Genomic DNA, 25351 nt, shown 5'->3' on the forward strand with positions numbered 1-25351 from the left:
TCACTCGCTCCCGTTATCGTGACGGGCAGGACGACCGGTGGTTTTCTGTTCGGCATCGATGCGTGCAGACAGCCTGTCCAGCGTCCGGCGCAACGCCCGCGACTCTTCCTGCTGCGCCTCAATCCAGTCACGCAGCATCTGCTGCTCGCCGCGCATGNTTTTTACCAAGCCCTGAATGCCTTCAGCAAGGCTTGTCATGGCAGCTAGCGACCGCTCCGTGCCGACAGCGCCATAGCCACTGACCTTCGCCTCACCCGCGACATCGGTTCCCGGATCGGTGACAGACGACAGCCAGTTTTCGAGCTCCGTGTAAAACCGGTTCTGCGCGCGGCCAGCCTGAAGGTCGAGNAAACCGAGAATGAGCGAGCCGGACAGACCGAGAAGCGAAGACGAAAACGCCGTACCCATTCCAGACAGCGGCGCGGTGAGACCGGATTTCAACGAAGACAAAATGTCGTTGGTATCGCCCGATGTGGGGTCCAGCCCCTGAATGACGTCGCTGATGGCGGCGATGGTGCCAATCAGGCCCCAGAACGTGCCGAGCAGGCCGAGGAACACGAGCAGGCCAATAAGATAACGCGACGTGTCGCGAGATTCGTCCAGCCGTGTTGCAATGGAATCGAGAATGGACCGCTGCGTGACGATCGAAAGCCGCACTTCGCCGCGCTTGCCGATGACCGAGTGCATGGGTGCAAGCAGCTTGGGCGTGCGACCAGCCTTGTCGACATTTCCAGCGGCCTGAAAACCGTTGAACCAGCGCACTTCCGGGCGAAGCGAGAGGATTTGCGTNAAAACCAGAATGATGCCGATGACGAGAACGCCGAGAATGAAGCCGTTCAGACCCGGATTGGTCATGAAGGCCGTCTGTGCCTGACGAAAGAGGATGGCAGCGAGGAAGGCGACGATGATGAGGAAGAGGATCATCGTCCACAAAAAGGGCGTGGGGCTCGACAGCTTGTGATGATATTGCTTCGTCACCGATCTCTCGACGCCGACGTCGAGCCGTTCCGTATCCGCCATAGTGCTCATTCCCTCTGGTATGGCCGCAACGCCCGCGCGAAATCCACGAGGATTCGGCAGGCATTCACGGTACGCCCGGAAGCTAGTGGAAAATTACGACGAATTGAAGTGAAAAGCCGGTTACGCCACAAGGCTTTTTGCGTGGCGTGGCAAGAGAGGCGTCTCAAGACGCCTCTTCGNAAGATAGGTCAGCGAAAAAAGGGGTTTAACGGCCCGGAATCGGACGGTTGATGACTTCGCTGAGCGCCTTGTGGATATATTCGTTTCCGGCAACGACGCTGCCTGTGCCGAAAATGTCCTGTCCGCCCTTCATGTCGCTGACGAAACCACCCGCTTCACGGATAAGAACGAGGCCAGCGGCCATGTCCCAAGGTGCGAGTTCGGCTTCCCAGAAACCGTCCAGACGGCCAGCTGCGACGTAGGCGAGATCGAGCGAGGCCGCGCCGAAGCGGCGGATGCCTGCCACTTCGCCCATAGTGTGACGAAGCTCGACCAGGAACTTGCCGTGATTGCCGCGGCCCAGATGCGGAACGCCGCAGCTGACGACGCAATCGGTGATCTGCTTACGGGCGGCCACACGAATGCGGCGATCGTTGAGGAACGCGCCGCTGCCACGCTCAGCGGTGTAAAGCTCGTCCGTCGCAGGATTGAAGATGACACCGGCGACGACTTCACCGTTGCGCTCCAGCGCGATGGAAACGGCGAACTGCGGAATGCCGTGCAGGAAGTTGGTGGTGCCATCCAGGGGATCGACGATCCAGCGATGCGCGCCATCGGACCCTTTTTCCTCGCCGCCTTCTTCACCCAGGAAATCGTAGGTTGGGCGGGCCTTCATCAGTTCGTCGTGAACGATCTTTTCGGCCTTGAGGTCTGCCTGCGACACGAAATCGCCGGGTCCCTTGACCGAAACCTGCAGGTTCTGCACTTCACCGAAGTCACGCGACAAAGATTTTCCGGCCTTGAGCGCGGCCTGAACCATGACATTGAGAAGGGCTGAACGGGCCATGAAGATGTTCCTGAAAGGTGGCTGAACCTGCTAGCCGAAATTTCCAGCAGGCACGCAAATGCGGTTTCTGATTGAAAGTGTGCGGTTCAAGACCACAAAACGCGCTGGAATTCAAGGTAAAAAGCCGAAAGCTGGCGCCAGGCTCACGCTGGGCGAAAGCGGTTGGCAGCCTCGATAGCCTTCNTTTGCTGATCTTCTTCGATGCCGAGATAGAAATCCTCCAGTCCGGGGTCTTTCAGTCCCGCACGGCGCGACAGCACATACCANTTGGCTGCCTCCACCGGGTCTGGCTTGGTGCCGAGCGCCTGAATGTAGAGATGCGCCACCTTGTTCTGGGCCACGACATTGCCCCGTTGTGCTGCGCCGTAGAGCCAGCGGAAGCCTTCTTCGAGATTGCGCGCGNCGCCCACGCCGTTGACCAGCCAGACACCAAGATCGACCTGCGCCGTATCGAAACCGGCCTTTGCAGCGCGCGTCAACCATTCTCGGGCTTTCGCCTTTTTATCGGCAGGAATGTCCTTGAGGTTCCAGTAGATTTGCGACACGGCATACTGCGCATCGGCAATGCCTTTTTCGGCGGATTTTTCGTAAAATGGCAAGGCGGCATGCAGGCCGTTGGGTCCGGGCGTCTGCGACACGAGGATTTGCGCCCAGTTGAACTCGGCTTCGCCATTGCCCGCCTGTGCGGCGCGGTGCATGTAATCGTCGGCCAGCTTCTTGTCGTGCTTGACGATTTTGCCTTCCATCAGAAGCAGGGCATATTTGAACATGGCGACGGGATCGCCACCCTTGGCAGCCTGCTCGTACCAGAAGGCCGCAGTCTTGTCGTCGCGGGCAATGCCGAAGCCACGCGACATCATTTCAGCGACCAGTGTCTGTGCGGCAGCGTCACCCGTCTGGGCGCGGGTCAGCGCCTTGGAGAGCGCTTGGACATATTCGCCGCGCTGATAGTGACCGAAGGCCTCATCGACCTTGCCGAGGAATTTCTTTTCCGGCGGAAGGGCTGGCAGATCCGCTCCCATGCGCTGGTAGACATTGACGCCTTCGGACGGCTGCAAATCCTTCTGATCGCTGGTACCCACACGGCCCTTGCGGATCGGTTCGGCATTCGCATCGGACGGGCGCGACAGGACCTCGGGGCCATCGGGCTTGGCGGGGCCGAAATCGGTATCCTCATCCGCAGGCGTAACATCCGGCTGCGGCGCGTTCGTTCCCACACCCGGCAAAAGGTCGGACTGTGGCTGTGCCGGGGTCGCATCTTGCGCAAAAACGACGTGCGGAAACAAGGCGCAAGCCAGGGCAAGAGCCGAAAGGGACAGACGGAAAGGAAGCAAACGAGCGATCATCGCCTGTATCAACCGCCAAACCGTGGCGCTTTTTCGTCAAGCAGCGCATTCGCTTCGGCAACCGCCTGCGCAGGACCGCCCGCATGGCTGAACACACCCAGACGCAAGGCCACGAATTCAACGCCCGTTTCAGCAACGGGGATGACGGAAGCGACATCCGACCCGCCCATGATGATAACAGGGATTTCGATCATGGACGCCCACCATTCGCCAAGCGCCATATTCTTGGGGTGCGCTTCCGGCTTGATATCACCTTCCAGCTTGCCGAAGAACATGTAGTCGGGGTTGCTCTCACCCTGCTCCAGCGCCTTGTGACGGTCATCGGCATTGCCGCCACCGACGATGAGCTTCGGCGAAAAACTCTCGACGGCTTCGGAAAGCGCATCTGCCCCGCCCATCACGTGCAGGCCATCTGCCTTGACGCGGCTGGCCGTGCGGCTGTCGCCTGCGACGAGTGCCGCGGCACCGGCTTCCTGAACGATCGGCACCAGCGTTTCCGCCAGTTTCTGGAAAGCCGCATCGTCAAGACCATATTGCGGAATGATGACAGACGCGACATCGCCGCCACGCAGCGCATCTTCCAATGTCTTGGCCTGATGGTCGGTATCGTCGTGAGCAGGAACGATCAGAACGAGTCGGCAGCGGTCTTTGGGTGCAGTCATCGGNTTTTCCATTTTCCGCAGACAGGACGCTTCCCGCGTAATCTGCACTCGNTTTCATGTCATACTTCCGATAAACCGGACAGGCGAAAGGATCAACCGTCCATCCATGCTAGCTGATTTCCANTTTTTCCTCGTTGCCATNCCCGCGGTCATCCTCGTTGGCCTTTCCAAAGGCGGGCTGGGCGGCGCATTGGCGCTGATGGGTGTGCCTTTGATGGCGCTCGCCGTGCCGCCGGTACAGGCGGCTGCGATCTTTCTGCCCATTCTCGTGGTGATGGATATCGTCGCGCTGATTGCCTGGCGCAAATACAATCACCGTCAGACCCTGTTGATCATGCTGCCGGGGGCGATTGTCGGCATAACGCTGGGTTGGGCGATGTCGAGCATGATTTCGCCCGATGCCATGCGTCTGGTGGTGGCGAGCGTCACCATTATCTTCGTGTTGCGCTATTTCTATGAGGCGTACAGAACCTCTCACGGTGGGTTGGAAACGCCGGCGAAAGGCCAGCGCCCGGTAAGGGCGACGATCTGGTCCAGCCTTTCGGGTTATGCCAGCTTCGTGGCACATGCGGGCGGGCCACCATTCCAGATTTACGTGCTGCCGCTGAAACTGGACCCTAAAGTCTATACCGGCATGAGCGTTCGCTTCTTTGCGATTATGAACGCGATAAAGCTCATACCCTATTTCGCGCTCGGCGCGCTGGATGCCACCAACCTCACCACGTCAGCCATGCTGTTGCCGGTTGCCATGGTTGCGACCTTTGCCGGGGCGAAAGTGGTGAAATACATGAAACCAGCGGTCTTTTATCCACTGATGTATGGCATGGCCTTTCTGGCCGCGCTGAAACTTCTCTGGGACGGACTGCCGCTCTAAACGCCGGGACATACGCGTNAAAAAGGCCCTGATCGCAAAAGCAATCAGAGCCGGGCTTTCAGGCTGCGACGTAAACTATACTGACGTCAGGCAACAAAGATATGGTTTGATCAATGCGTGGTGGAGGCTTGCAGCCTCTGCATTTCGTCCTTCAGGCGCAGNTTTTTGCGTTTAAGATCCACAATCTGCTTATCATCCGAAGAGGGGGAAGCGAGAACGGTTTCGAGCTCCTCCTCAAGAGCACCGTGTTTCTTTTCCAGCGATGCAATATGAGCCTGAATGGTCATGCGGCACGTCCTTCCTTGTTGAACCTACCTCCAGCGCTCCATCGCTGGAGTTTCAGGTTTACGACACCAATGTGACATGGAACGCCCGGCTTGTCGAAGGCAGAATCAAGGCAATATCTAGGCNAAATGCACATGAGGGAAACTTCCCGTTACCGTCATTTGGTGGTACAGGCACCAAGAGCGACAACAAAATGGCCGGATGGCGGTCCGGTTGTATCATATGGGGATAAACAGATGCCCGATCAGGACCACGCTGATGTCAGGCTTGCACTTGCAAGACTGCGGCAGGAGCACGAAGACTACGATGCCGCGATCAATGCGATGATCCAGACCAACTGCGAAGCATTGCGCATTCAGCGGATGAAGAAGNAAAAGCTGGTCATCAAGGACAAGATGACCCAGATCGAAGACCAGATTATTCCTGATATCATTGCCTGATACGGAGAGACCGTTGAGCACAGAGACACCGCCCGTCGCCATCATCATGGGAAGCCAGTCCGACTGGGAGACCATGAAAAACGCAGCCGACACGCTGGATGCGCTGGATGTGGAATATGAAGCGCGCATCATTTCCGCCCACCGCACACCGGAGAGGATGTTCAGTTTCGCCAGCGGCGCGCGTGACGAAGGTTTCAAGGTCATCATCGCCGGTGCTGGCGGTGCCGCCCATCTGCCGGGCATGACGGCTTCACTGACACCGCTTCCGGTATTTGGTGTCCCCGTGCAGTCCAAGACCATGTCGGGGCAGGATAGTCTCTATTCCATCGTCCAGATGCCGGCAGGCATTCCCGTTGGCACACTCGCCATCGGTCGTGCCGGTGCCATCAATGCCGCTCTGCTCGCCGCCGCCGTGCTTGCGCTATCCGACGAAGATCTGGCCGACCGGCTGGACGAGTACCGCGCCCGCCAGACGGCAGCCATTGCCGAATACCCCATGGACACCCCGCAATGACCTTGGAAGTGACCGGGAAATCAGGAACCATCGGCATTATCGGTGGCGGTCAGCTTGCCCGCATGCTGGCCATGGCTGCAGCGCGCCTCAACTTCCGCACCATCGTGCTGGAGCCACAGGCCGACTGTCCGGCAGCGCAGGTCTGCAATCGCCAGATCGTCGCCGCCTATGACGACGAAAAGGCGCTGGCCGAACTGGCAAATGTCTGTGATGTCGTAACCTACGAATTTGAAAACGTGCCGGTGGTTGCAGCCCAGACGCTAGCCGCTTCCGTTCCCGTCTTCCCGCCACCACAGGCGCTCAGCGCCTCGCAGGACCGCTTGACCGAAAAGCGCTTCCTCAACGATTGCGGCATCCCCACAGCCGATTTCCGCCAGGTCGATGATCAGGCGAACCTCGAAGCCGCACTGTCGGATTTCGGCGGCAAAGGTGTGCTGAAGACCCGCCGCATGGGTTATGATGGCAAGGGCCAGCGCGTGTTCAAGGGTGGCGAAGACCTGACCGGCGCATTCGATGCGTTGGGCAGCGTTCCCCTCATCCTCGAAAGCTTCATTGCCTTCGAGCGCGAAATCTCCATCATTGCCGCTCGTTTTCAGGACGGCTCTGTCACCTGCTACGACCCGGCAGAGAACGTGCATCTCGCCGGCATACTGCACACCTCCACCGTTCCAGCGAAGCTTTCAGACGCCGCCAGAACGGTTGCCGTGGAATCGGCAGAGAAGTTGCTCGCGGCGCTCGATTATGTCGGCGTCGTCGGCATCGAGTTCTTTGTTTTGCCCGATGGCTCGCTGGTGGCCAACGAAATGGCACCGCGTGTACACAATACCGGCCACTGGACGGAAGCGGCCTGCGTCATCTCACAATTCGAACAGCATATCCGCGCGGTAGTGGGGCTCTCCCCCGGCTCCACACAGCGCCATTCCGACTGCGTGATGACCAATCTCATCGGCGATGACATCCATGACGTGCCGCAATGGCTGGCCAAAACAGACTGCCTCGTGCATCTCTACGGCAAGACGGAAGCGCGCGCGGGCCGCAAGATGGGCCATGTAACGGCGCTCATGAACCCCGGAAAACCAAGTCTTTCCCGGCAAAATATGCCTTAGCGTGTTGACAGGCAAAGACTGACAAGGTATTTGCCTGCCAACCGAAAGAAGCGCGCCCTCGTAGCGCGTTTTTGATTGTTTATATATGCGTGGCAAGAAGCGTCACGCCAAACTGCGGACCAGAAAAATGAAAATCAAGAACTCGCTCAAAGCGCTTAAGGCCCGTCACCGCGATAACCGTCTGGTTCGCCGCAAGGGCCGCGTCTACATCATCAACAAGATGAACCCGCGTTTCAAAGCTCGTCAGGGCTGATTACCGGCTGCATGCGTGTCCGCCCGGTCGAGGGGGATCACATTGTTGATAGACTACAGAATTTGATTTCATAATTGGCGCAGGCGGATTATCGTATTCGTATGCGCCAATTTTGNTTTCATACGTTTCTCATTGCCTGCCTCGGAACCGCCGCCCTTAGCGCGCTTCCCGCTTTTTATGTTTCAGCTGCCCATGCTGCCGATTCGGCAAACCCAGCGCAAACAGCTACTCCGCCAGACAACCTCTCCAGCGATTCAGTCGGTGGCCTGTTCACCAGCCTGNAAAAAGAACGTGATGCCCAGAAGGCTCGCGTGATCGCCAACGAGATCGTCGGCGAGTGGACCGACTCCGGCAGCGCCACCATCAATCTTCTGATGAAATGGGCGGAAGAAGCCGCCGACGAAAAGCGCAAGGCCGCAGCCTACGACTTTCTGGACCAGACCATTCTGCTTGAGCCGGATTATGCGGAAGCATGGTATCGCCGTGCACTCGTGCATTTCGCTGATGGCGATACCCGCAAGGCTATGTCGGACCTGAACCAGACGCTGGAAAAGGAGCCGCGCTATTTCCCGGCGCTTGCCAGCCTCGCCAATATTCTCGAAAGCACAGATCGCAACGAGCTGGCACTGAAAGTGTGGGAACGCTATCTGGCGCTCTACCCCGCCGACAAGGAAGCACAGAAGGAAGTGGGCGATCTCTCCGAGAAGCTGGCGGGTACGCGCAGCTAATCAGGTCCGGCTTACGCCACGCCGATACGCAGCAGGTCGTGGAAGTGCACGAGGCCGATGGGGCGGTTGTCTTCATCCACCACGATCAGCGCACCGATATGATGTTTCTCCAGCGTTGCCAGCGCAGCCGTTGCCAGCACGCTCTTGGTCACGGTCTTCGGCTTCACCGTCATGATCTCATCGACAGAGAGTTCCGACAGATTGCGCGCCAGATTGCGCGCCATGTCGCCCTCGGTGACGATGCCGCAAAGGCGGCCATCCTCATCCAGCACCGCCACGCAACCGAAATGCTTGCGCGCCAGAACGCTGACGGCTTCCTGCATTGGCGTACCCNTTGACACCAGCGGCAGGCGCTCACCCGTATGCATGATATCGCCAACCAGCGCGAGGCTGGCGCCGAGTTTTCCACCGGGGTGAAACACGCGGAAGTCACCCGCGGTGAAACTGCGTGCTTCCAGAAGAGCGACGGCCAGTGCGTCGCCCAACGCCAATTGCATCATGGTAGAGGTCGTCGGAGCAAGCCCATGCGGGCAGGCTTCCTGCTCATTGGGTATCAGCAGAACGATGTCGGAGGATTTCGCAAGCGAGCCCTGCTCGGTGCATGTCATCGCGATCAGTGGAATGGAAAAGCGTCTGGTGTAATTGATGATGCTGCGAAGCTCGACGCTTTCTCCACCCTTGGAAATGGCAAGCACCACATCATTACCGCCGATCATGCCAAGATCGCCATGGTTGGCTTCTGCCGCATGCACGAAGAAGGCTGGTGTTCCCGTTGATGCAAAGGTAGCAGCGAGCTTGGAGCCGATATGACCACTTTTGCCGACACCGGTGATGATGAGACGACCATCCGATTTACCAATGGCGTCGATGGCCTTGCAGAAACCATCCCCAAGGTCGCCCAGCAGCGCCTGCTCCAATGCGGCAAGGCCGNTTTTTTCGATGGAAACAGTCCGCAACGCGGACTCGACGGCGTGGTTTTCAACCAGTGTGACAGCTCTCGTAATCATGCTGGGACTGATACTCNTTTCAATAAAACATGTCTATTGGCCACGCTTAGAGACTTTGCCAATAATTGAAAACGCGTTTCAGTGCGCCATTTTCTTCCTGCCGACAGGCAAATCAGCGGGACACTCGCCCGCGTAACGTCCATCCACCGTAAAGGTCTGCCCCTCTTCTTGTCCCGTCTTGCCAGTGAACACGGTCGTGGACTGAAACTTGTATTCACTCTGGAAATCGCCTGAAAACTCCAGGAGAAGCTTTACCTTGCCACTTAAAGCGGACTCGCAATAGGCAAAGACCGTCTCGCCGTCCGCGGTCTTTTCCGTATGGGCAACTTGGCACTCGTTGGCNAAATTATCCCAAACATCACTGTCGATGAAATTGTCCTTTTTGTCTCCAACGCAGGCCGACCAGTTCGCGAACGGGTTGTCCCTCGACGTCACCACCCATAGTCCGGCCTTGCGGGGTGGCGGTTCCGACGCAGCGGTCGCAACTGGCGGCAACATTACCCAACCCATGAAACAAGCGGCGTATCGCAAAAACCTGTTCAANTTTTCCATTCCTCAATGTCATACAGCGCGTCCTATAAACGAGCCTGCTCACCCATTGAAGAGCGCAGGCGTTTCCAACGTTTTTTACAGAACGTTAACCATAAAATAACCCGGCACGGGCAAACTGCCCTCTCAATACGGCACTGCCGACACGTAAAATCTCCGAAGAAAAACATGTGCTTATGCCTGATAACGGTTCGCATATGCTGACGATGGCAGACTTACTTTCGGCAATGATTTGGTCAGAACCGGATAGAAACGAGCATGGNTTTTCACAGCACCGCAAGACGTCTGCCGACGTGGCGGAAAGCAGCCGTAGCGCTGCTGGCTTGCACCATGCTGTGCCCGGCAGCGCAAGGGTTTGCCCAATCCACCACCCAAAGACCTGTCGCAACGACCGCCAGCAGAACGCTGACCAGCGCTGATCCTTTCATTGGACAGAACGACCTGTCCGTCATCGATCCGACTAGTTCCAGCCGCCAACCGACAGCGCCAGTCGCGCCGAACACCGTCACGACCGGCAGCATCCGCCCGGCGACCAACCCCGGCGAGGCAATTCCTGAAGAGGGCGATGAGGCTGTCGAACCCGTCGATACGCGCGAAAACACCTTCGAACCGACCGTCGACGGCGGGGAGAATGCGACGATAGATGACGGCACCGCTCCTGGCATTCGCATCGGGACGCTCACCCTGCGCCCTTCGATCAGCCAGACTCTGAACCACGAAAACAAGACATTTCCCGGCAGCTCGACCAGCCGCAATTATCTGACGACGGGCATTCGCGGCACACTGACCAGCGACTGGTCCCGCCACGCACTAACGGTAACGGGCGATGGTGCCTACCAGCGTAATATCGGCGGTAGCAGCGCGGGCGAAGAACCAAGCGCCAATATCGGCGCTGACCTTCGCCTCGACCTCGGCGACAGTACGCAAGCCAATCTGACCGCTGGTTACGCCTTCAGCCGCGAAGATACCAATGATCCCAACGCCGTATCCGGTGCGTCCGTTCAAGGTGGCGAACATGTGTTTACCGGTGGCGCATCAATCGAGCGAAATGTCGGGATATTGAAGGCTTTGGCCGCGCTCGACCTTTCGCGCACGATCTATACGGATGCCAAGGGCGTCAACGGCCAGGCCATCAGCCTCAGTGACCGTGACCGCTATGGTGCGGGACTTCGAGGGCGTCTGGGATACGAGCTTTCCCCTGCCCTCATCCCGTTTCTCGAGATTACGGCGGGTCTGACCAATTACGACCAGAGCCGCGACAACACCGGCTATGAACGCTCGTCGCAATCCTACGGCGCAAAGGTCGGCGCGCAGATCGATCTGGGTGAAAAACTGAAGGGTGAAGCCGCCGTCGGTTACCTGCGCAAGGGTTATGATGACAGCAGGCTCTCCGCCATCGATGCTCTGGCCATCGACGGTAACATCGTCTGGTCGCCGCAGCGCGGCACGGATGTCAGCTTCGGACTTCGCACGACAATCGAGGATTTTGCGGGCGGACCACGCGGTGGCTGGATTTCCCGGCAGTTCACCACCGGCCTGACCCAGCAATTGCGCAGCGATCTGGTGGCACGATTGACCGCAGGCATAGAACGTCGCTCCTATCTTACCTCCAGCCTCGACGACGAAACGGAATATGTCGCTGGCGCCGGACTGACTTGGAGCATCAACCGCTATCTCGATCTGACCACCGACATCAGCTACGAAACAACACCCGTTACCGACAACAGACAATGGCGGATCGGTGCCGGTCTGACACTGAAGCGGTAAAATAAAAATCCCGGCACGAGGCCGGGATTTCATCANTTCAAATCGGAAGACTCACTTCAGCCGGCTGACCAGCTTCCTCAACGGCTCTTCGATGGATGGGCGAATATCAGCACGCTCCAGCGCGAAGGCGAGGTTGGCGAGGATGAAGCCATCCTTGGCACCGCAATCGAAAGTTTCGCCGTCGAAGCGATAACCGGCAAACTCCTGTTGCTTGGCAAGCGCCAACATACCATCGGTTAGCTGTATCTCGTTGCCAGCACCACGTTCCTGATTTTCAAGAATCTTGAAAATCTCGGGCTGAAGGATGTAGCGACCGTTGATGTAGTAGTTCGACGGAGCAGTTCCCTTGGCTGGCTTTTCCACCATCTCGGTAATCTTGAAGCCTTCGCCCACGGTCTCGCCAACGCCGACGATGCCATATTTGTGCGTCTGGTCCGGCTCGCATTCCTGAACAGCGATGACGTTGCCACCGGTCTGGTCGTAGAGATCGACCATGCCCTTGAGGCAACTTTTCTTGGAGTGCATGATCATGTCGGGCAGCAGCACCGCGAAAGGCTCGTCGCCAACGATGTCGCGTGCGCACCAGACCGCATGGCCAAGACCGAGCGGAACCTGCTGGCGCGTGAAGCTTGCCGTACCTGCNTTTGGCAGAATGTTCGACAGAAGCGTCAGCTCGGCATTCTTGTTACGCTCGCGCAGCATCTGCTCGAGCTCGAACTGAATATCGAAATAATCTTCGATAACGCCTTTACCGCGTCCCGTAACGAACACGAAATGCTCGATACCGGCTTCAGCGGCCTCATCCACCACGTACTGGATGACAGGCTTGTCCACAACGGTCAGCATTTCCTTCGGAACCGCTTTGGTTGCAGGCAGGAAACGTGTTCCAAGACCCGCGACTGGGAAAACCGCTTTCCGAANTTTTTTATGTTCTACCACACATCCCTCCTCAGAGATTCACTGGAGCATTAATTGCACACGACTTTGTTATTTAAAAAGTGGCAAACTTTTGTAAAGAGTGACGATACCTTTGGTTAATGGTAAAGAATTTGTTGACTTTGAGTTGGTATTACATCGTTAAGCCCGATGCGTATCTCGCTATCGAAATGACATTCGAGAGAAACGAAAGACTGCCGATGAAAAAGCTGATCCNTTCCACCGTCCGTAAATATGGCTGCATGGCATTTGCGGGCATTACAATTGCCCTTGCGCCTGCAACAGCGAATGCCGACGCAGGCTTCAGACAATGGATCAACCAGTTCTATACCACTGCCGCCAAGGAAGGCATCACCAAATCGACCTATCAGAAGGCATTTGCGGGTGTAACCGAGCCTGACCCGGACGCCCTGCGCAAGGCGACGTTCCAGCCCGAATTCACCACCAAGATCTGGGATTACGTCGATAGCCGCGTAAACCCCTATACGGTCCGCATCGGCCGCGAAATGAAGATGAAGCATGCCACCACGCTCAACTGGATCGAGCGTAACTTCAAGGTGGACAAGCACATCATTCTCGCCATCTGGTCGATGGAATCCAATTACGGTGCAGTTCTGGNAAAGCCGGAACGCCTGCACAATATCACCCAGGCGCTGGCAACCCTCGCCTATTCCGACCCCAAGCGCGGCAAGTTTGCCCGCACCCAATTGATTGCGGCTCTGAAAATTCTTCAGAACGGTGACGTGACGCCGAAGCAACTGACCGGATCATGGGCCGGTGCCATGGGCCACACGCAGTTCATTCCCACCAGCTACCTGCTCTACGCAGTTGACGCCGACGGCAATGGCAAGCGCGATATCTGGCACTCCATTCCCGACGCGCTGGCCACAGCTGCCAATCTTCTGGCCAAGAACGGCTGGGAGCCTGGCAAGACCTGGGGTTATGAAACAGCCGTACCAACCGGTGGCGCACGCTATCAAGGCCAGACGAAGAGCATGGCCGAGTGGCAGAAGCTTGGATTTGCCCGCCCCAACGGCAAGGGTTTTCCACGTGGTTCTGACCGTGCGATGCTGAAGATGCAAGGCGGTGGCAACGGCCCCGGCTTCCTGATGACGAAGAACTTTTTCACCATCAAGAGATACAACGCATCCGACAGCTACGCACTGGCCGTGGGTCTTCTGGCTGATGAAATCGCCGGAACCGGTGGTATGCAGCAACGCTGGCCGCGCCCGGACAACACGCTGGACGTAAAGGAAAAGTTCGAATTGCAGACCCGCATGAAAGAACTCGGCTATTATGATGGCGAGGTCGATGGCAATTTCGGCTCCGGTTCCAAGGCTGCTATCAGCGCAATCCAGAAGCGTATGGGCATGGNAAACGATGGTGAACCATCGCGCCTGTTACTGCGCGCCCTGCGCAATTGACAGAACCTGCCGACGGCACCAGAATTAGAAAAATATAATAAAGAGCCGTCCGGGAGGTTCATGCCGTGGTGACGCAAAACACAGGCACTAAATGGAGCAAGACACGGCGCAGCGGTGCCGTGNTTTTTGCGCTGGTCATCTGCCTGCCGGTCGTCTCCGATTTCGCCCAGGCACAGGAAATGCGCGAGCGTCGCACGCTGTTTGAAATGATGTTCGGTAGCCCCATCAGGCGCGATGACCGCATGTATGCGCCGGAACGCAACCAGCAACAGAGAATGCGCAGGCCGCCACCGCGTGACAACCGTGCTGTCACCCGCCCGCCAGCACCACGCAAGACACCCTCGGTGGTGCAGATGCGAACGGAAAAACCTGGCCCCGTTGCCAAACTTGAAACCGCCCGCCGCGTTCTGGTCATCGGTGATTTTCTGGCGGGCGCCATGGGTGAAGCGCTGGTTTCGACCTTTGGAAGCTCCCCCGCCATCTCGGTAGACGTGCGCTCCAACGGTTCGTCCGGTCTGGTACGCTCGGATTATTACGATTGGTTTTCCAACCTGCCGCAATTCATCAAGGAAACCAGCCCTGCGACCATCGTCATCATGATGGGCTCCAACGACCGCCAGCAGATGGTGATCGGCGACGTAAAAGAAAAATACGGCACCGAGGCATGGCTCAAGGAATATGAGCGGCGCATCGACGCGCTGATCACGCTTGCCAAACGCCAGCAGGTTCCAGTGCTGTGGGTGGGCCTGCCTGCCTTCCAGTCACCATCCCTGACCGCGGATTTCGTCAGTTTCAACCGTCTTTACCGCAGCCATATCGAAAAGGCAGGCGGCGAGTTCGTGGATGTCTGGGATGGCTTCGTGGACGAGGGTGGCAAGTTCGTGACCACAGGCTATGACGTCAACGGCCAGCAGGCGCGCCTTCGTGAAGCCGATGGCATCGGCATGACGCAGGCCGGCAAGCGGAAACTCGCCTTTTACGTCGAAAAATTCGTGCGCCGCCATCTGGATGGCGCAACCCCGGACCTGACGACGCTCGACGGCAGCAACCTTCCAGCCCTTACCTCCCTGCCAGCCCTCGGGATCGACGCCCAACAGGTCCGCACCCAGCCCATAAGCCTGACCGACCCCGACCTCGATGGCGGCGACGTGCTTCTAGGCGACAAACCAGTCGCCAAATTCTCAGTCGTGCCTTCACCCAGAGAACGGCTGACGAAACAAGGCCTGATGGACGCGGCGCCTCTGGGTCGCGTGGATGATTACCGCATGCCCGCGCCAGCGGAGACGGCGGCCAAGTAACGGGCCATAGTTCGGTCGATGCCGAATCACCCATAGATGCCGAGCGGCTCTTCGTCTCCTTCGATGAGCGAAATCACATTTCGTACTTAAGGCTTCCTCAGCAGCTTGAAATAAACAAGCCTCCAACGGCCTAAGACCATCGGAGGCTTTTATTTCTGTAATAGCGGTTTCTCAACGCGGAAGAAGCGTCTCGCCCATCAGCGCTTCATCAATCGCACGTGCGGCCTGTCGACCTTCGCGGATGGCCCAGACGACGAGGGACTGGCCACGACGCACGTCACCCGCCACCCAGAGCTTATCGACCGAAGTCTTGTAGTCCTTGTCGTTGGCAACGACGTTGGTGGAGCCGCGGCGGTCGGTGTTCAGCGTCAGCTTGCCGTCCAGTTCCTTCAGAACGCTGTCGGTGAACGGGCCGGAGAAGCCGATGGCGATGAAGGCGAGATCGGCCTTGATGATGAATTCCGAGCCTGCAATCGGCTTGCGGGCATCATCCACCTGGCAGCACTTCACACCGGTCAGCACGCCATCTTCATCACCAACGAATTCAAGCGTTGCCACCTGGAACTCACGGGCTGCACCTTCGGCCTGGCTGGAGGATGTGCGCATCTTGGTTGCCCAATAGGGCCAGACGGCCAGCTTGTCTTCCNTTTCAGGAGGCATCGGGCGAATGTCGAGCTGGGTGACCTTCACCGCACCCTGGCGGAACGCCGTGCCGACGCAATCCGATGCCGTATCGCCACCGCCGACGACGACCACATGCTTGCCACCTGCAAGGATTGGATCGGAAGGCCAACCGATGCTGTCGATGTTTTCACGACCAACGCGCCGGTTCTGCTGCACGAGGTACGGCATCGCATCGTGAACGCCGTGATATTCGGTGCCACCGATACCGGCTGGACGTGGGGTTTCCGAGCCGCCGCAATACAGAACGGCATCGTGATCCGTCGTCAGCGTTTCGACGGTGACATCGACGCCAACATTGACGCCGTAATGGAACGTCACGCCCTCGCCCTTGATCTGCTCGACGCGGCGATCGATGAAGTTCTTCTCCATCTTGAAATCGGGAATACCATAACGGAGCAGACCGCCAGCCTTGGATTCACGCTCATAGACATGCACATCGTGACCGGCACGCCCCAGTTGCTGCGCTGCCGCCAGACCTGACGGGCCGGAACCGATGATGGCAACCTTCTTGCCGGTGTGAACCGTGGCAGGCTTCGGCACGATGAAACCAAGCTCGTAAGCCTTGTCGGCAATGGCCTGCTCGACCGTCTTGATCGCGACCGGCGCATCTTCAAGGTTCAGCGTGCAGGCTTCCTCGCAAGGTGCAGGACAGACACGGCCTGTGAATTCCGGGAAGTTGTTGGTGGAGTGGAGGTTGCGGATCGCCTCTTCCCAATTGTTGTTATAGACCAGATCGTTCCAGTCGGGGATCTGGTTATGAACCGGGCAGCCGGTCGGGCCGTGGCAATAGGGAATGCCACAGTCCATGCAGCGCGCCGCCTGCTTCTGCACCTCGGGGTCCGACATGGGAATAGTAAATTCCCGGAAATGGCGAATACGGTCCGACGCTGGCTGATACTTGCCAACCTGACGGTCTATTTCCAGAAAACCTGTAACCTTGCCCATGTTATATCCTCACATCAAAGCAGGGCACCCGTCGGGCCCCAGTACCAATAAGCGCCGCCCACGGCTGCTCCCAGTACGATGAACTCAAGTCTGATCTCGCCGCTCGTCCAGTAGATCGCCGTGGGAACGGCGACCGCGATCAACAGCGAGATCAGTCGGTGTAGCGACTTCACGCGTCGGATTACTCCGCCGCCACGCCCAGCTTCATCCGCTCCATATCCTCAAGCGCACGGCGGTATTCCACCGGCATGACCTTGCGGAATTTAGGACGGAACTCGCTCCAGCGGTCCAGAATGTCCTTGGCGCGGTTGGAGTTGGTGTAGTGGAAGTGGTTGGAGATCATCTGGTAGAGGCGCTCCTCGTCGTGGCGCGTCATGTCTTCGGAAACGTCCACACGTCCCTTGTGCATCAGGTCGCCACCGTGATGGTGCAGNTTTTCCAGCATGTCGTCTTCTTCCGGCACCGGCTCCAGCTCGACCATGGCCATGTTGCAGCGCTTGGCGAAATCGCCCTGCTCATCCAGAACATAGGCCACGCCGCCGGACATGCCGGCTGCGAAGTTGCGCCCGGTTTCACCCAGAACAACGACAATGCCGCCCGTCATATATTCGCAGCCATGGTCACCCACGCCTTCGACAACGGCGATGGCACCGGAGTTGCGAACGGCAAAGCGTTCACCCGCCACACCACGGAAGTAGCATTCGCCGGTGATCGCACCATAGAGAACCGTGTTGCCGACGATGATCGAGTTTTCCGCAACAATACGAGCATTTTCCGGCGGACGCACGATGATGCGGCCACCTGACAGGCCCTTGCCGACATAGTCGTTACCATCACCCACCAGATCGAACGTGATGCCGCGCGCAAGGAACGCGCCGAAGGATTGACCCGCCGTGCCGCGCAGCAACACGTGAATGGTGTCGTCCTTCAGGCCCTTATGGCCCCAACGCTTGGCAAGCGCGCCCGAGAGCATGGCACCGGTAGAGCGGTCAACGTTCTTGATCGGCACTTCGAAAACCACAGGCTCGCGGTTTTCAAGCGATGGCATGGACTTCTCGATCAGCTTGCGGTCGAGAATGTCGTCGATCGGGTGCTTCTGGCGTTCGGTCCAGTAGGTTGCTTCCTTCGGTGCATCGACCTTGTGGAAGATGCGGCTAAAATCAAGCCCCTTGGCCTTCCAGTGCGCCAGCATGTCATCCTTCTTGAGCAGTTCGGAAGCGCCGATGATCTCATCCAGCCTGGACACACCCAGCGAGGCAAGAATTTCGCGCACTTCTTCGGCGACGAAGAAGAAGTAGTTGATGACGTGTTCCGGTGCGCCCTTGAAACGCTTGCGCAGAACCGGGTCCTGTGTCGCAACGCCCACGGGGCAAGTGTTCAAGTGGCACTTACGCATCATGATGCAGCCAGCCGCGATCAGCGGAGCCGTCGCAAAGCCGAATTCGTCGGCTCCCAGCAACGCGCCGATGATGACATCACGACCGGNTTTCAATCCGCCATCCACCTGCAAGGCGATGCGCGAACGAAGGCCGTTCATAACAAGCGTCTGCTGTGTCTCGGCAAGACCGATTTCCCATGGGGAACCGGCATGCTTCAGCGACGTCAGCGGAGAAGCGCCTGTGCCGCCATCGAAACCGGAGACGGTGATATGGTCTGCACGTGCCTTGGCAACACCGGCGGCAACCGTGCCGACACCCACTTCGGAGACGAGCTTGACGGAAACATCGGCTTCCGGGTTGACGTTCTTCAGGTCGTAGATCAGCTGCGCCAGATCTTCGATCGAATAGATATCATGGTGCGGCGGTGGCGAGATGAGGCCGACGCCCGGTGTGGAATGACGGGTCTTGGCAACCGTTGCATCCACCTTGTGGCCGGGCAACTGGCCGCCTTCGCCAGGCTTGGCACCCTGTGCAACCTTGATCTGCAACATATCGGCATTGACGAGATATTCCGTCGTCACACCGAAGCGGCCAGAGGCGATCTGCTTGATGGCAGAGCGTTCCGGGTTTGGGTTGCCGTTGAGCAACGGCAGATAACGGTCGGATTCTTCACCGCCCTCACCTGTGTTGGACTTGCCACCAATGCGGTTCATGGCAATGGCGAGCGTTGTGTGCGCCTCACGGCTGATGGAGCCGAAGGACATGGCACCGGTGGAGAAACGTTTGACGATATCGACGGCAGGCTCGACCTCATCGATGGCGATAGGCTTGCGGCCCAAAGCTTCCGCGCCCTTGACCTTGAACAGACCGCGAATGGTGTTCATGCGCAGGTTGGTGTCGTTTACCATTTCGGCGAATTCGCGGTAACGCTCCTGGCTGTTGCCGCGCACGGCATGCTGCAAGGTGGCAACCGCATCCGGGCTCCAGGCATGGTTTTCGCCGCGCATGCGATAGGCATATTCGCCACCAATATCCAGCGTGCTGGCGAGGATAGGGTCCTTGCCGAATGCGTCTGTGTGACGCGACACGGTTTCCTCGGCAATTTCCTTCAGGCCAACGCCTTCAATTTGTGTGGCGGTGCCGAAGAAATATTGCTCGATAAACTCCGAGGATAGGCCGATGGCGTCGAAAATCTGCGCGCCGCAATAGGACTGGTAGGTGGAAATGCCCATCTTGGACATGACCTTGAGAATGCCCTTACCGACAGCCTTGATGTAGCGATAGACGACTTCATCATCAGACACTTCCTTCGGGAATGCATTGTGCTTGTGCATATCCAGAAGCGTATCGAAGGCGAGATAGGGGTTGATGGCTTCCGCACCGTAACCGGCCAGAAGGCAGAAATGGTGCACTTCGCGCGGCTCGCCGGTTTCGACAACGAGACCGACCGATGTGCGCAAACCCTTGCGGATGAGATGATGATGCACGGCAGCGGTTGCCAGCAACGCTGGAATAGCGATGCGGTCCGGCCCCAACTGACGGTCCGAGAGAACGATGATGTTGTAGCCGCCGCGAACAGCGGATTCCGCACGCTCACACAAACGGTCCAGCATCTCGGGCATGCCTTCGGCACCGCGCTCCACGGCGTAGGTGAAGTCCAGCGTCTTGGTATCGAAACGGTCCTCGGTGTGACCGATGGAGCGGATCTTCTCCAGATCGCCATTGGTCAGGATCGGCTGGCGAACTTCCAGACGTTTGGCACGAGCCGCGCCCTCATGGTCGAGAATGTTCGGACGCGGACCAATGAAGGAGACGAGGCTCATCACCAGCTCTTCGCGGATCGGGTCGATCGGTGGATTGGTGACCTGCGCAAAGTTCTGCTTGAAATATGTGTAAAGCGACTTCGACTTGGACGACATCGCCGAAATCGGCGTATCCGTCCCCATCGAGCCGATGGCTTCCTGACCGGTCGTGGCCATGGGCGACATCAGCAACTTGGTGTCTTCGCTGGTGTAACCAAAGGCCTGCTGACGGTCGAGGAGAGAAACGTCGCGACGCAAAGCACGGGGCTCGACGGGCTTCAGGTCTTCGAGGATCAACTGGGTGCGGTCCAGCCATGTGCGGTAAGGATGCTTGGTCGCCAGTTCGCGCTTCACATCCTCATCGGNAATGATGGCACCCNTTTCCATGTCGATCAGCAGCATCTTACCGGGCTGCAAGCGCCACTTCTTGATGATGCGCTCTTCCGGCACAGGTAATGTGCCAGCTTCGGACGCCATGATGATGCGGTCGTCATCGGTGACGAGATAACGGGCCGGACGCAGACCGTTGCGGTCGAGTGTCGCGCCGATCTGCTTGCCATCGGTAAAGGCCACGGCGGCCGGGCCATCCCATGGCTCCATAAGAGCGGCGTGATATTCGTAAAATGCCTTGCGTTCCGGCGACATGGACTGGTTGCCCGCCCACGCCTCGGGGATCAGCATCATCACGGCATGCGCCATTGAGTAACCGCCGCGCACGAGGAATTCCAGCGCGTTGTCGAAGCAGGCGGTGTCCGACTGTCCCTCGTAGGAAATCGGCCAGAGCTTGGAGATGTCTTCGCCAAACAGCGGCGATGCAACAGAAGCCTGACGCGCCGCCATCCAGTTGACGTTGCCGCGCAGCGTGTTGATTTCGCCGTTATGAGCGACCATGCGGTAAGGGTGCGCGAGCTTCCACGATGGGAAGGTGTTGGTGGAGAAACGCTGGTGAACAAGGGCCACAGCACTCTCGAAACGAGGATCAGCCAGATCCTTGTAATAGGCACCAACCTGATAGGCCAGGAACATACCCTTATAGACAATGGTCGAGGATGACAGCGAAACCGGATAGAAATCCTGCGCTTCCTTGCCACCGCCTGCATCATAGATGGTGTTGGAAATGACCTTGCGGATCAAGAACAGCTGACGCTCGAAATCGGCATTGGTCGCGGCATCCCGACCGGCACCGATGAAGACCTGCACATGGTGCGGTTCGGTGGCGGCAATATCAGGCGCTTCCGACAGAGAAGAGTTGTCGACGGGAACATCGCGGAAGCCGAGGAACTGCTGTCCCGCGTCGGCGACGACATCGATGATGACCTTCTTGTAGTGCTCGATCTGAGCCGCATCACGGGACATGAAGATGTGGCCGACTGCATATTCGCCAGCCTTCGGCAGCGTTACACCCTGAAGCGCCATTTCTTCGCGGAAGAACTTGTCGGGGATCTGTACCAGAATGCCCGCACCATCACCCATCAAGGGATCGGCACCGACAGCGCCGCGATGGGTCAGGTTCTCGAGAATGAACAGACCGTCCTTGACGATCTGGTGCGACTTCTGACCCTTCATATGTGCCACAAAGCCGACGCCGCAGGCATCGTGCTCGTTGCGCGGATCGTAAAGACCCTGCTTTGGAGGCAGGCCGCCAATCGTCGCGCGCACGCCAGCCTTCGGCTGGGCACTCGTCGGACAGTCGTTGGTCAAGATAGCAGTGGCGTTTTCGCCTTCCAGCTTGATCGTCATTTTTCGTCCCTCCTGCAACAGGTTGCATGGCTTCACGCAGAGAGGCGGACGCTCAACCACCTCACCCTTTCCGGATAGTGGGTTTGCATCCGCTTGTCAATTTAGGACAGCAATACTGTCTTAATTCTGGTTGGANTTTGACAGAAACGGTCGCACTCTGCAAGTCCACCCCGACATTTTATAAACGTACTAAATGACGCTAAATGTCTCTCACGCGAATCTTTGCGCAATTTTCTTCCGGNAAAATCCCGAAATCCTTGCTTTCATTGCCGGATTTGCGTTCCCGAAGATAAGGCCATAAAACGACAATCGTTTGGCAGATCCGCCACTCCCTTCCATCGTCAACTCATCGAAAGTGCAGACCCATGTTTTTTGCTTCCGACAATTGGGCAGGCGCCCACCCCGCCATCAATGAGCGGCTGATGAAGGAATCCACCCGTTTTGCCGCCGCCTACGGCACAAGCGAGCTGGACCGCGCCATCGAGAAGCGCTTCAACGAAATTTTCGAGCGCGAAGTCGCCGTCTTCTTCGTCGGGACCGGCACGGCTGCCAATTCACTGGCCATGGCCAGCGTTGCCCGCCCCGGCGGTATCGCCTTTTGTCACTCCGAGGCCCATGTCATCGAAGACGAATGCGGCGCGCCGGTCTACTTCTCGAACGCCTCGCGCCTGATGCCGGTTGCCGGACCGAACGGGAAGATGCTGCCGAAGAACCTCGAAGCCGCCATCGGCCGTTTCCCGCCGGGCTCCATCCATCAGGGCCAGCCAATGCTGGTGACTGTAACACAGGCAACGGAACAAGGCACGGTCTACGACCTCGATGAAATCGATGCCATTTCAAAAATCGCCAAAAATGCCGGTGTGCCACTGCACATGGACGGCGCGCGATTCGGCAACGCGCTGATCGCGCTGGACACGACGCCTGCGGAAATGACATGGAAACGGGGCGTTGACATTTTGTCCTTCGGCGCGACCAAGAACGGTTGCTGGTGTGCGGAAGCCATCGTCTATATGGACCCGNAAACGGCAGAAGACCTGCCCTTCATTCGCAAGCGCTCCGCCCAGCTTTTCTCCAAGACCCGCTTCATGGCCGCGCAATTCGATGCCTATTTCGCCAATGACCTCTGGCTGGAACTGGCCGCCCACGCCAATGCCATGGCAACCCGCCTGCGCGAAGGCCTCTCGGCCTCCAACAGCGCAAGATTGGCTTGGCAAACGCAGTCCAACGAATTGTTCGTAGTGCTGAACAAGGATAAGGCCAAGGCCGCGAAAGACGCCGGCGCCAGCTTCTACGATTGGCCAGTTCCGCACGACATGCCGGAACCAGTCGGCGACAACGAACAACTCATCCGCCTCGTTACCAGCTTTGCGACGTTGGNAAACGACGTGGATGATTTCTTGCGGATTTGTGGGACGTCCTAAAACCGCGTCTCCTCCGTCATCCCGGACTTGATCCGGGATCCAGCAGACGCGCGTCTGCGCGGCGAAAAAAGCCTTTTCAGCCCAAGGACTTGGGCTGACTGGATTCCAGCTCAGGGCCGGAATGACGGAGAGGNAAAGCTCACACAGAACTCCCCGGCACCATNCCCTTCGCCATCACCAGCTTCGACAGCGCCTCCACCAGTTCCGGATCCGCCCCCTTTCGCGGCTGAAGCACGAATTCCACGTCTTCCAGTGCAGGCAGCGCGCCCTTCGGTAGTTCGCGCAGGCCGGATGGGGCCATGCTGCGGGGCTGGACGAGAACGCCCATCCCTGCACGCGCGGCAGCCGTCAGTCCGCTGAGGCTGGCGCAGGTGCAGACGATACGCCATGCGACACCAGCGCGGTCGAGCGCTTCCTGCGCGGCCTTTCGGGTGATGCTCGGCGGCGGGAAGGCGATAAGCGGCAAGGCATTTTCCCGAGATAAAATGGCATTGGGGTCTTTTGCCAGCCAGACGAGAGGTTCCCGATAAAGAAAATGGCCAAGCTGATCGCCCAGCCGCCTCTTCGCCAGCACCACATCCAGTTCGCCGTTATCCTGCATCTCATAAAGCACGCCGCTCAGCGCCACCGTCAGCTCCAGATCGACCAGCGGATAAAGCCGGGTGAACTCCTCCAGAATAACCGTCAGGCGGCTTGCAACGAAATCCTCGGAAACGCCGAGGCGCAGACGTCCGCGCAGCTTGCTTTCTCCGAAAAGAGCAGCGACCTTGTTGTTGATATCCAGCATGTTACGGGCATAACCCAGCAGAGCCTCACCTTCTGGCGTCAGGCGGACCCGATGGGTATCGCGCGCGATCAGGCGCTGCCCGAGAAATGCTTCCAACCGTTGAATATGCTGGCTGAGCGTGGATTGACCAATACCCAGCCGCTCGGCGGCATGGGTGAAACTCATGGTTTGTTCCAGCGTTACAAAGCTGGCAAGGTGCTGAAGATTAAGCATCATTATCTCATATCATGATAACTGTTAGTTTTTGCATCTGCTTTCATGATGATCAATAATGCCCGTCAATTCAATGCGAAACCGGNAAAACGAAAGCACGCCATCATGAGCCGCTTCCTGCCTGACCGCTTCACCATGATGCTGGTCGCCACCGTCATCATCGCTTCCTTCCTGCCCGTCAGCGGGCAAGCCGCAGAATACTTTGGTATCGCCACGAAATGCGCGATCGCTTTGCTCTTCTTTCTTCACGGCGCGCGTTTGTCCCGCGATGTGGTGATCGCGGGCGTTCTGCACTGGCGTCTTCATCTGGTCATTCTGTTCGTCACCTTCGGCCTGTTTCCGCTGATCGGCGTCGGGCTGGGTTATATTCCCCAGAGCATTCTGCCTGCGCCGCTCTACATGGGTGTTCTGTTTCTCTGCGTCCTGCCATCCACAGTGCAATCCTCCATCGCCTTTACCTCGATGGCTGGCGGAAACGTTCCCGCCGCAATCTGCTCGGCTTCGGCATCGAATATTTTCGGCATGTTCCTGACGCCGCTGCTGGTTGGCCTTTTGTTTACCGTGGGCNGCCATGGCGGTGGATTTTCGCTTGAGGCCTTCGGACAGATTTTCCTGCAATTGCTGGCACCCTTCATCGTAGGTCAAGTCCTGCAGCCATGGATCGGTGACTGGATTCGCGCCCGCAAAAAGCTGCTGGCTCCCGTGGATCGCGGCTCTATTCTGATGGTCGTCTATCTCGCGTTCAGTGAAGCTGTCATCGAAGGCATCTGGCACCAGTTTACCCTGCGCGACATCGGCGTCGTCATTGGCATAGACATGGCTCTGCTCGCCGTCGTCCTCTGCATCACCATGTTCGGCAGCCGCCTACTTGGCTTCAACAAAGAAGACGAAATCACCATCACCTTCTGCGGATCGAAGAAGAGCCTGGCGAGTGGCGTACCGATGGCAGGGGCCATCTTTGCGGGCCAGAGCATCGGCGCGATCGTCCTGCCTCTCATGCTGTTTCACCAGATCCAGTTGATGGCCTGCGCCGTGATTGCGCAACGATATGCCAGCAAGGCGAAGAAGATCGAACTGCNAAAAAACGCAGAGATTGCGCTTTCGCCAGAACAAACAAAAACGGCCCTGCAATGAGGGCCGTTTCATCAGACTTTACGATACAGGC

General features: G+C 58.0%; 22 protein-coding genes. 11 read left to right on the top strand and 11 right to left on the bottom strand.

Going from position 1 to position 25351, the window contains the following annotated elements; all coding sequences use genetic code 11:
* From CUC55_RS21530 to CUC55_RS21545, 4 genes are all read right to left on the bottom strand, one after another.
* Nucleotides 1-1020 carry a flagellar motor protein MotA gene (locus tag CUC55_RS21530; RefSeq protein ID WP_103089081.1) on the bottom strand — a complete coding sequence of 340 codons (1020 nt, stop codon included), beginning with the start codon at nucleotides 1018-1020 and terminating at the stop codon, nucleotides 1-3.
* A gap of 205 nt (nucleotides 1021-1225) precedes the next feature.
* Nucleotides 1226-2026 (bottom strand): inositol monophosphatase family protein, encoded by an 801-nt coding sequence (locus CUC55_RS21535; protein WP_067650808.1) that lies wholly within the window; start codon nucleotides 2024-2026, stop codon nucleotides 1226-1228.
* Nucleotides 2027-2169: 143 nt separating this feature from the next.
* Nucleotides 2170-3372, bottom strand: a complete 1203-nt coding sequence (locus tag CUC55_RS21540) for a tetratricopeptide repeat protein (protein ID WP_245417801.1) — start codon at nucleotides 3370-3372, stop codon at nucleotides 2170-2172.
* 8 nt (nucleotides 3373-3380) lie between these two features.
* Nucleotides 3381-4034 (bottom strand): thiamine phosphate synthase, encoded by a 654-nt coding sequence (locus CUC55_RS21545; RefSeq protein ID WP_067650813.1) that lies wholly within the window; start codon nucleotides 4032-4034, stop codon nucleotides 3381-3383.
* A 106-nt stretch (nucleotides 4035-4140) separates the two neighbouring features.
* Between CUC55_RS21545 and CUC55_RS21550 the strand changes: the two genes are divergently transcribed.
* Complete coding sequence (locus CUC55_RS21550) at nucleotides 4141-4908, top strand: sulfite exporter TauE/SafE family protein (RefSeq protein ID WP_103089082.1); 768 nt, start codon at nucleotides 4141-4143, stop codon at nucleotides 4906-4908.
* A 110-nt stretch (nucleotides 4909-5018) separates the two neighbouring features.
* On the opposite strand, the gene CUC55_RS21555 is transcribed toward CUC55_RS21550, so the two are convergent.
* Nucleotides 5019-5195, bottom strand: coding sequence for a YdcH family protein (locus tag CUC55_RS21555; RefSeq protein WP_103089083.1), 177 nt, complete (start codon nucleotides 5193-5195; stop codon nucleotides 5019-5021).
* 234 nt (nucleotides 5196-5429) lie between these two features.
* On the opposite strand from CUC55_RS21555, the gene CUC55_RS21560 reads away from it, so the two are divergent.
* The 5 genes from CUC55_RS21560 (at nucleotide 5430) to CUC55_RS21580 (ending at nucleotide 8234) form a co-directional block, all read left to right on the top strand.
* Nucleotides 5430-5633 (top strand): YdcH family protein, encoded by a 204-nt coding sequence (locus CUC55_RS21560; protein WP_103089084.1) that lies wholly within the window; start codon nucleotides 5430-5432, stop codon nucleotides 5631-5633.
* Between the two features lie 13 nt (nucleotides 5634-5646).
* Complete coding sequence (purE, locus tag CUC55_RS21565; protein ID WP_067650822.1) at nucleotides 5647-6147, top strand: 5-(carboxyamino)imidazole ribonucleotide mutase; 501 nt, start codon at nucleotides 5647-5649, stop codon at nucleotides 6145-6147.
* Nucleotides 6144-7253 carry a 5-(carboxyamino)imidazole ribonucleotide synthase gene (locus CUC55_RS21570; RefSeq protein WP_067650824.1) on the top strand — a complete coding sequence of 370 codons (1110 nt, stop codon included), beginning with the start codon at nucleotides 6144-6146 and terminating at the stop codon, nucleotides 7251-7253. The genes purE and CUC55_RS21570 overlap by 4 nt, the downstream gene beginning before the upstream one ends.
* A 127-nt stretch (nucleotides 7254-7380) precedes the next feature.
* Nucleotides 7381-7506, top strand: a complete 126-nt coding sequence (gene ykgO, locus CUC55_RS21575) for a type B 50S ribosomal protein L36 (protein WP_007607121.1) — start codon at nucleotides 7381-7383, stop codon at nucleotides 7504-7506.
* A 101-nt stretch (nucleotides 7507-7607) separates the two neighbouring features.
* Nucleotides 7608-8234, top strand: coding sequence for a tetratricopeptide repeat protein (locus CUC55_RS21580; protein ID WP_103089085.1), 627 nt, complete (start codon nucleotides 7608-7610; stop codon nucleotides 8232-8234).
* Nucleotides 8235-8245: 11 nt separating this feature from the next.
* Here the strand turns inward: CUC55_RS21580 and CUC55_RS21585 are convergent, their stop codons facing one another.
* Nucleotides 8246-9241, bottom strand: coding sequence for a KpsF/GutQ family sugar-phosphate isomerase (locus tag CUC55_RS21585; RefSeq protein ID WP_103089086.1), 996 nt, complete (start codon nucleotides 9239-9241; stop codon nucleotides 8246-8248).
* A gap of 879 nt (nucleotides 9242-10120) precedes the next feature.
* Between CUC55_RS21585 and CUC55_RS21595 the strand changes: the two genes are divergently transcribed.
* Nucleotides 10121-11557 (top strand): outer membrane beta-barrel protein, encoded by a 1437-nt coding sequence (locus tag CUC55_RS21595; RefSeq protein ID WP_425352903.1) that lies wholly within the window; start codon nucleotides 10121-10123, stop codon nucleotides 11555-11557.
* Between the two features lie 51 nt (nucleotides 11558-11608).
* Here the strand turns inward: CUC55_RS21595 and galU are convergent, their stop codons facing one another.
* Nucleotides 11609-12496, bottom strand: a complete 888-nt coding sequence (gene galU, locus CUC55_RS21600) for a UTP--glucose-1-phosphate uridylyltransferase GalU (protein ID WP_103089089.1) — start codon at nucleotides 12494-12496, stop codon at nucleotides 11609-11611.
* Nucleotides 12497-12693: 197 nt separating this feature from the next.
* Between galU and CUC55_RS21605 the strand changes: the two genes are divergently transcribed.
* A complete protein-coding gene (locus CUC55_RS21605) occupies nucleotides 12694-13917 on the top strand; it encodes a lytic murein transglycosylase (protein ID WP_103089236.1) in 1224 nt (407 codons plus the stop codon).
* A gap of 65 nt (nucleotides 13918-13982) precedes the next feature.
* Nucleotides 13983-15215 carry an SGNH/GDSL hydrolase family protein gene (locus tag CUC55_RS21610; RefSeq protein ID WP_245417802.1) on the top strand — a complete coding sequence of 411 codons (1233 nt, stop codon included), beginning with the start codon at nucleotides 13983-13985 and terminating at the stop codon, nucleotides 15213-15215.
* A gap of 171 nt (nucleotides 15216-15386) precedes the next feature.
* Here CUC55_RS21610 and CUC55_RS21615 read toward each other — a convergent pair whose 3' ends face one another.
* The 3 genes from CUC55_RS21615 to gltB are packed head-to-tail and all read right to left on the bottom strand — an operon-like array spanning nucleotide 15387 to nucleotide 21765.
* Nucleotides 15387-16844 (bottom strand): glutamate synthase subunit beta, encoded by a 1458-nt coding sequence (locus CUC55_RS21615; RefSeq protein WP_103089090.1) that lies wholly within the window; start codon nucleotides 16842-16844, stop codon nucleotides 15387-15389.
* Nucleotides 16845-16858: 14 nt separating this feature from the next.
* Nucleotides 16859-17017 carry a hypothetical protein gene (locus CUC55_RS22790; RefSeq protein ID WP_157940998.1) on the bottom strand — a complete coding sequence of 53 codons (159 nt, stop codon included), beginning with the start codon at nucleotides 17015-17017 and terminating at the stop codon, nucleotides 16859-16861.
* Between the two features lie 8 nt (nucleotides 17018-17025).
* Nucleotides 17026-21765, bottom strand: coding sequence for a glutamate synthase large subunit (gene gltB, locus CUC55_RS21620; protein WP_103089091.1), 4740 nt, complete (start codon nucleotides 21763-21765; stop codon nucleotides 17026-17028).
* Nucleotides 21766-22130: 365 nt separating this feature from the next.
* Here gltB and CUC55_RS21625 point away from each other — a divergent pair, with 365 nt between their 5' ends.
* A complete protein-coding gene (locus tag CUC55_RS21625; RefSeq protein ID WP_103089092.1) occupies nucleotides 22131-23186 on the top strand; it encodes a threonine aldolase family protein in 1056 nt (351 codons plus the stop codon).
* Nucleotides 23187-23325: 139 nt separating this feature from the next.
* Here CUC55_RS21625 and CUC55_RS21630 read toward each other — a convergent pair whose 3' ends face one another.
* Complete coding sequence (locus CUC55_RS21630; protein WP_067650845.1) at nucleotides 23326-24186, bottom strand: LysR substrate-binding domain-containing protein; 861 nt, start codon at nucleotides 24184-24186, stop codon at nucleotides 23326-23328.
* A gap of 105 nt (nucleotides 24187-24291) precedes the next feature.
* Between CUC55_RS21630 and CUC55_RS21635 the strand changes: the two genes are divergently transcribed.
* Entirely contained in the window at nucleotides 24292-25320 is a 1029-nt protein-coding gene (locus CUC55_RS21635) for a bile acid:sodium symporter family protein (protein ID WP_103089238.1), read from the top strand.
* Nucleotides 25321-25351 lie beyond the last annotated feature (31 nt).

Source organism: Agrobacterium bohemicum, from assembly GCF_002896715.1.
Classification (GTDB): domain Bacteria; phylum Pseudomonadota; class Alphaproteobacteria; order Rhizobiales; family Rhizobiaceae; genus Agrobacterium; species Agrobacterium bohemicum.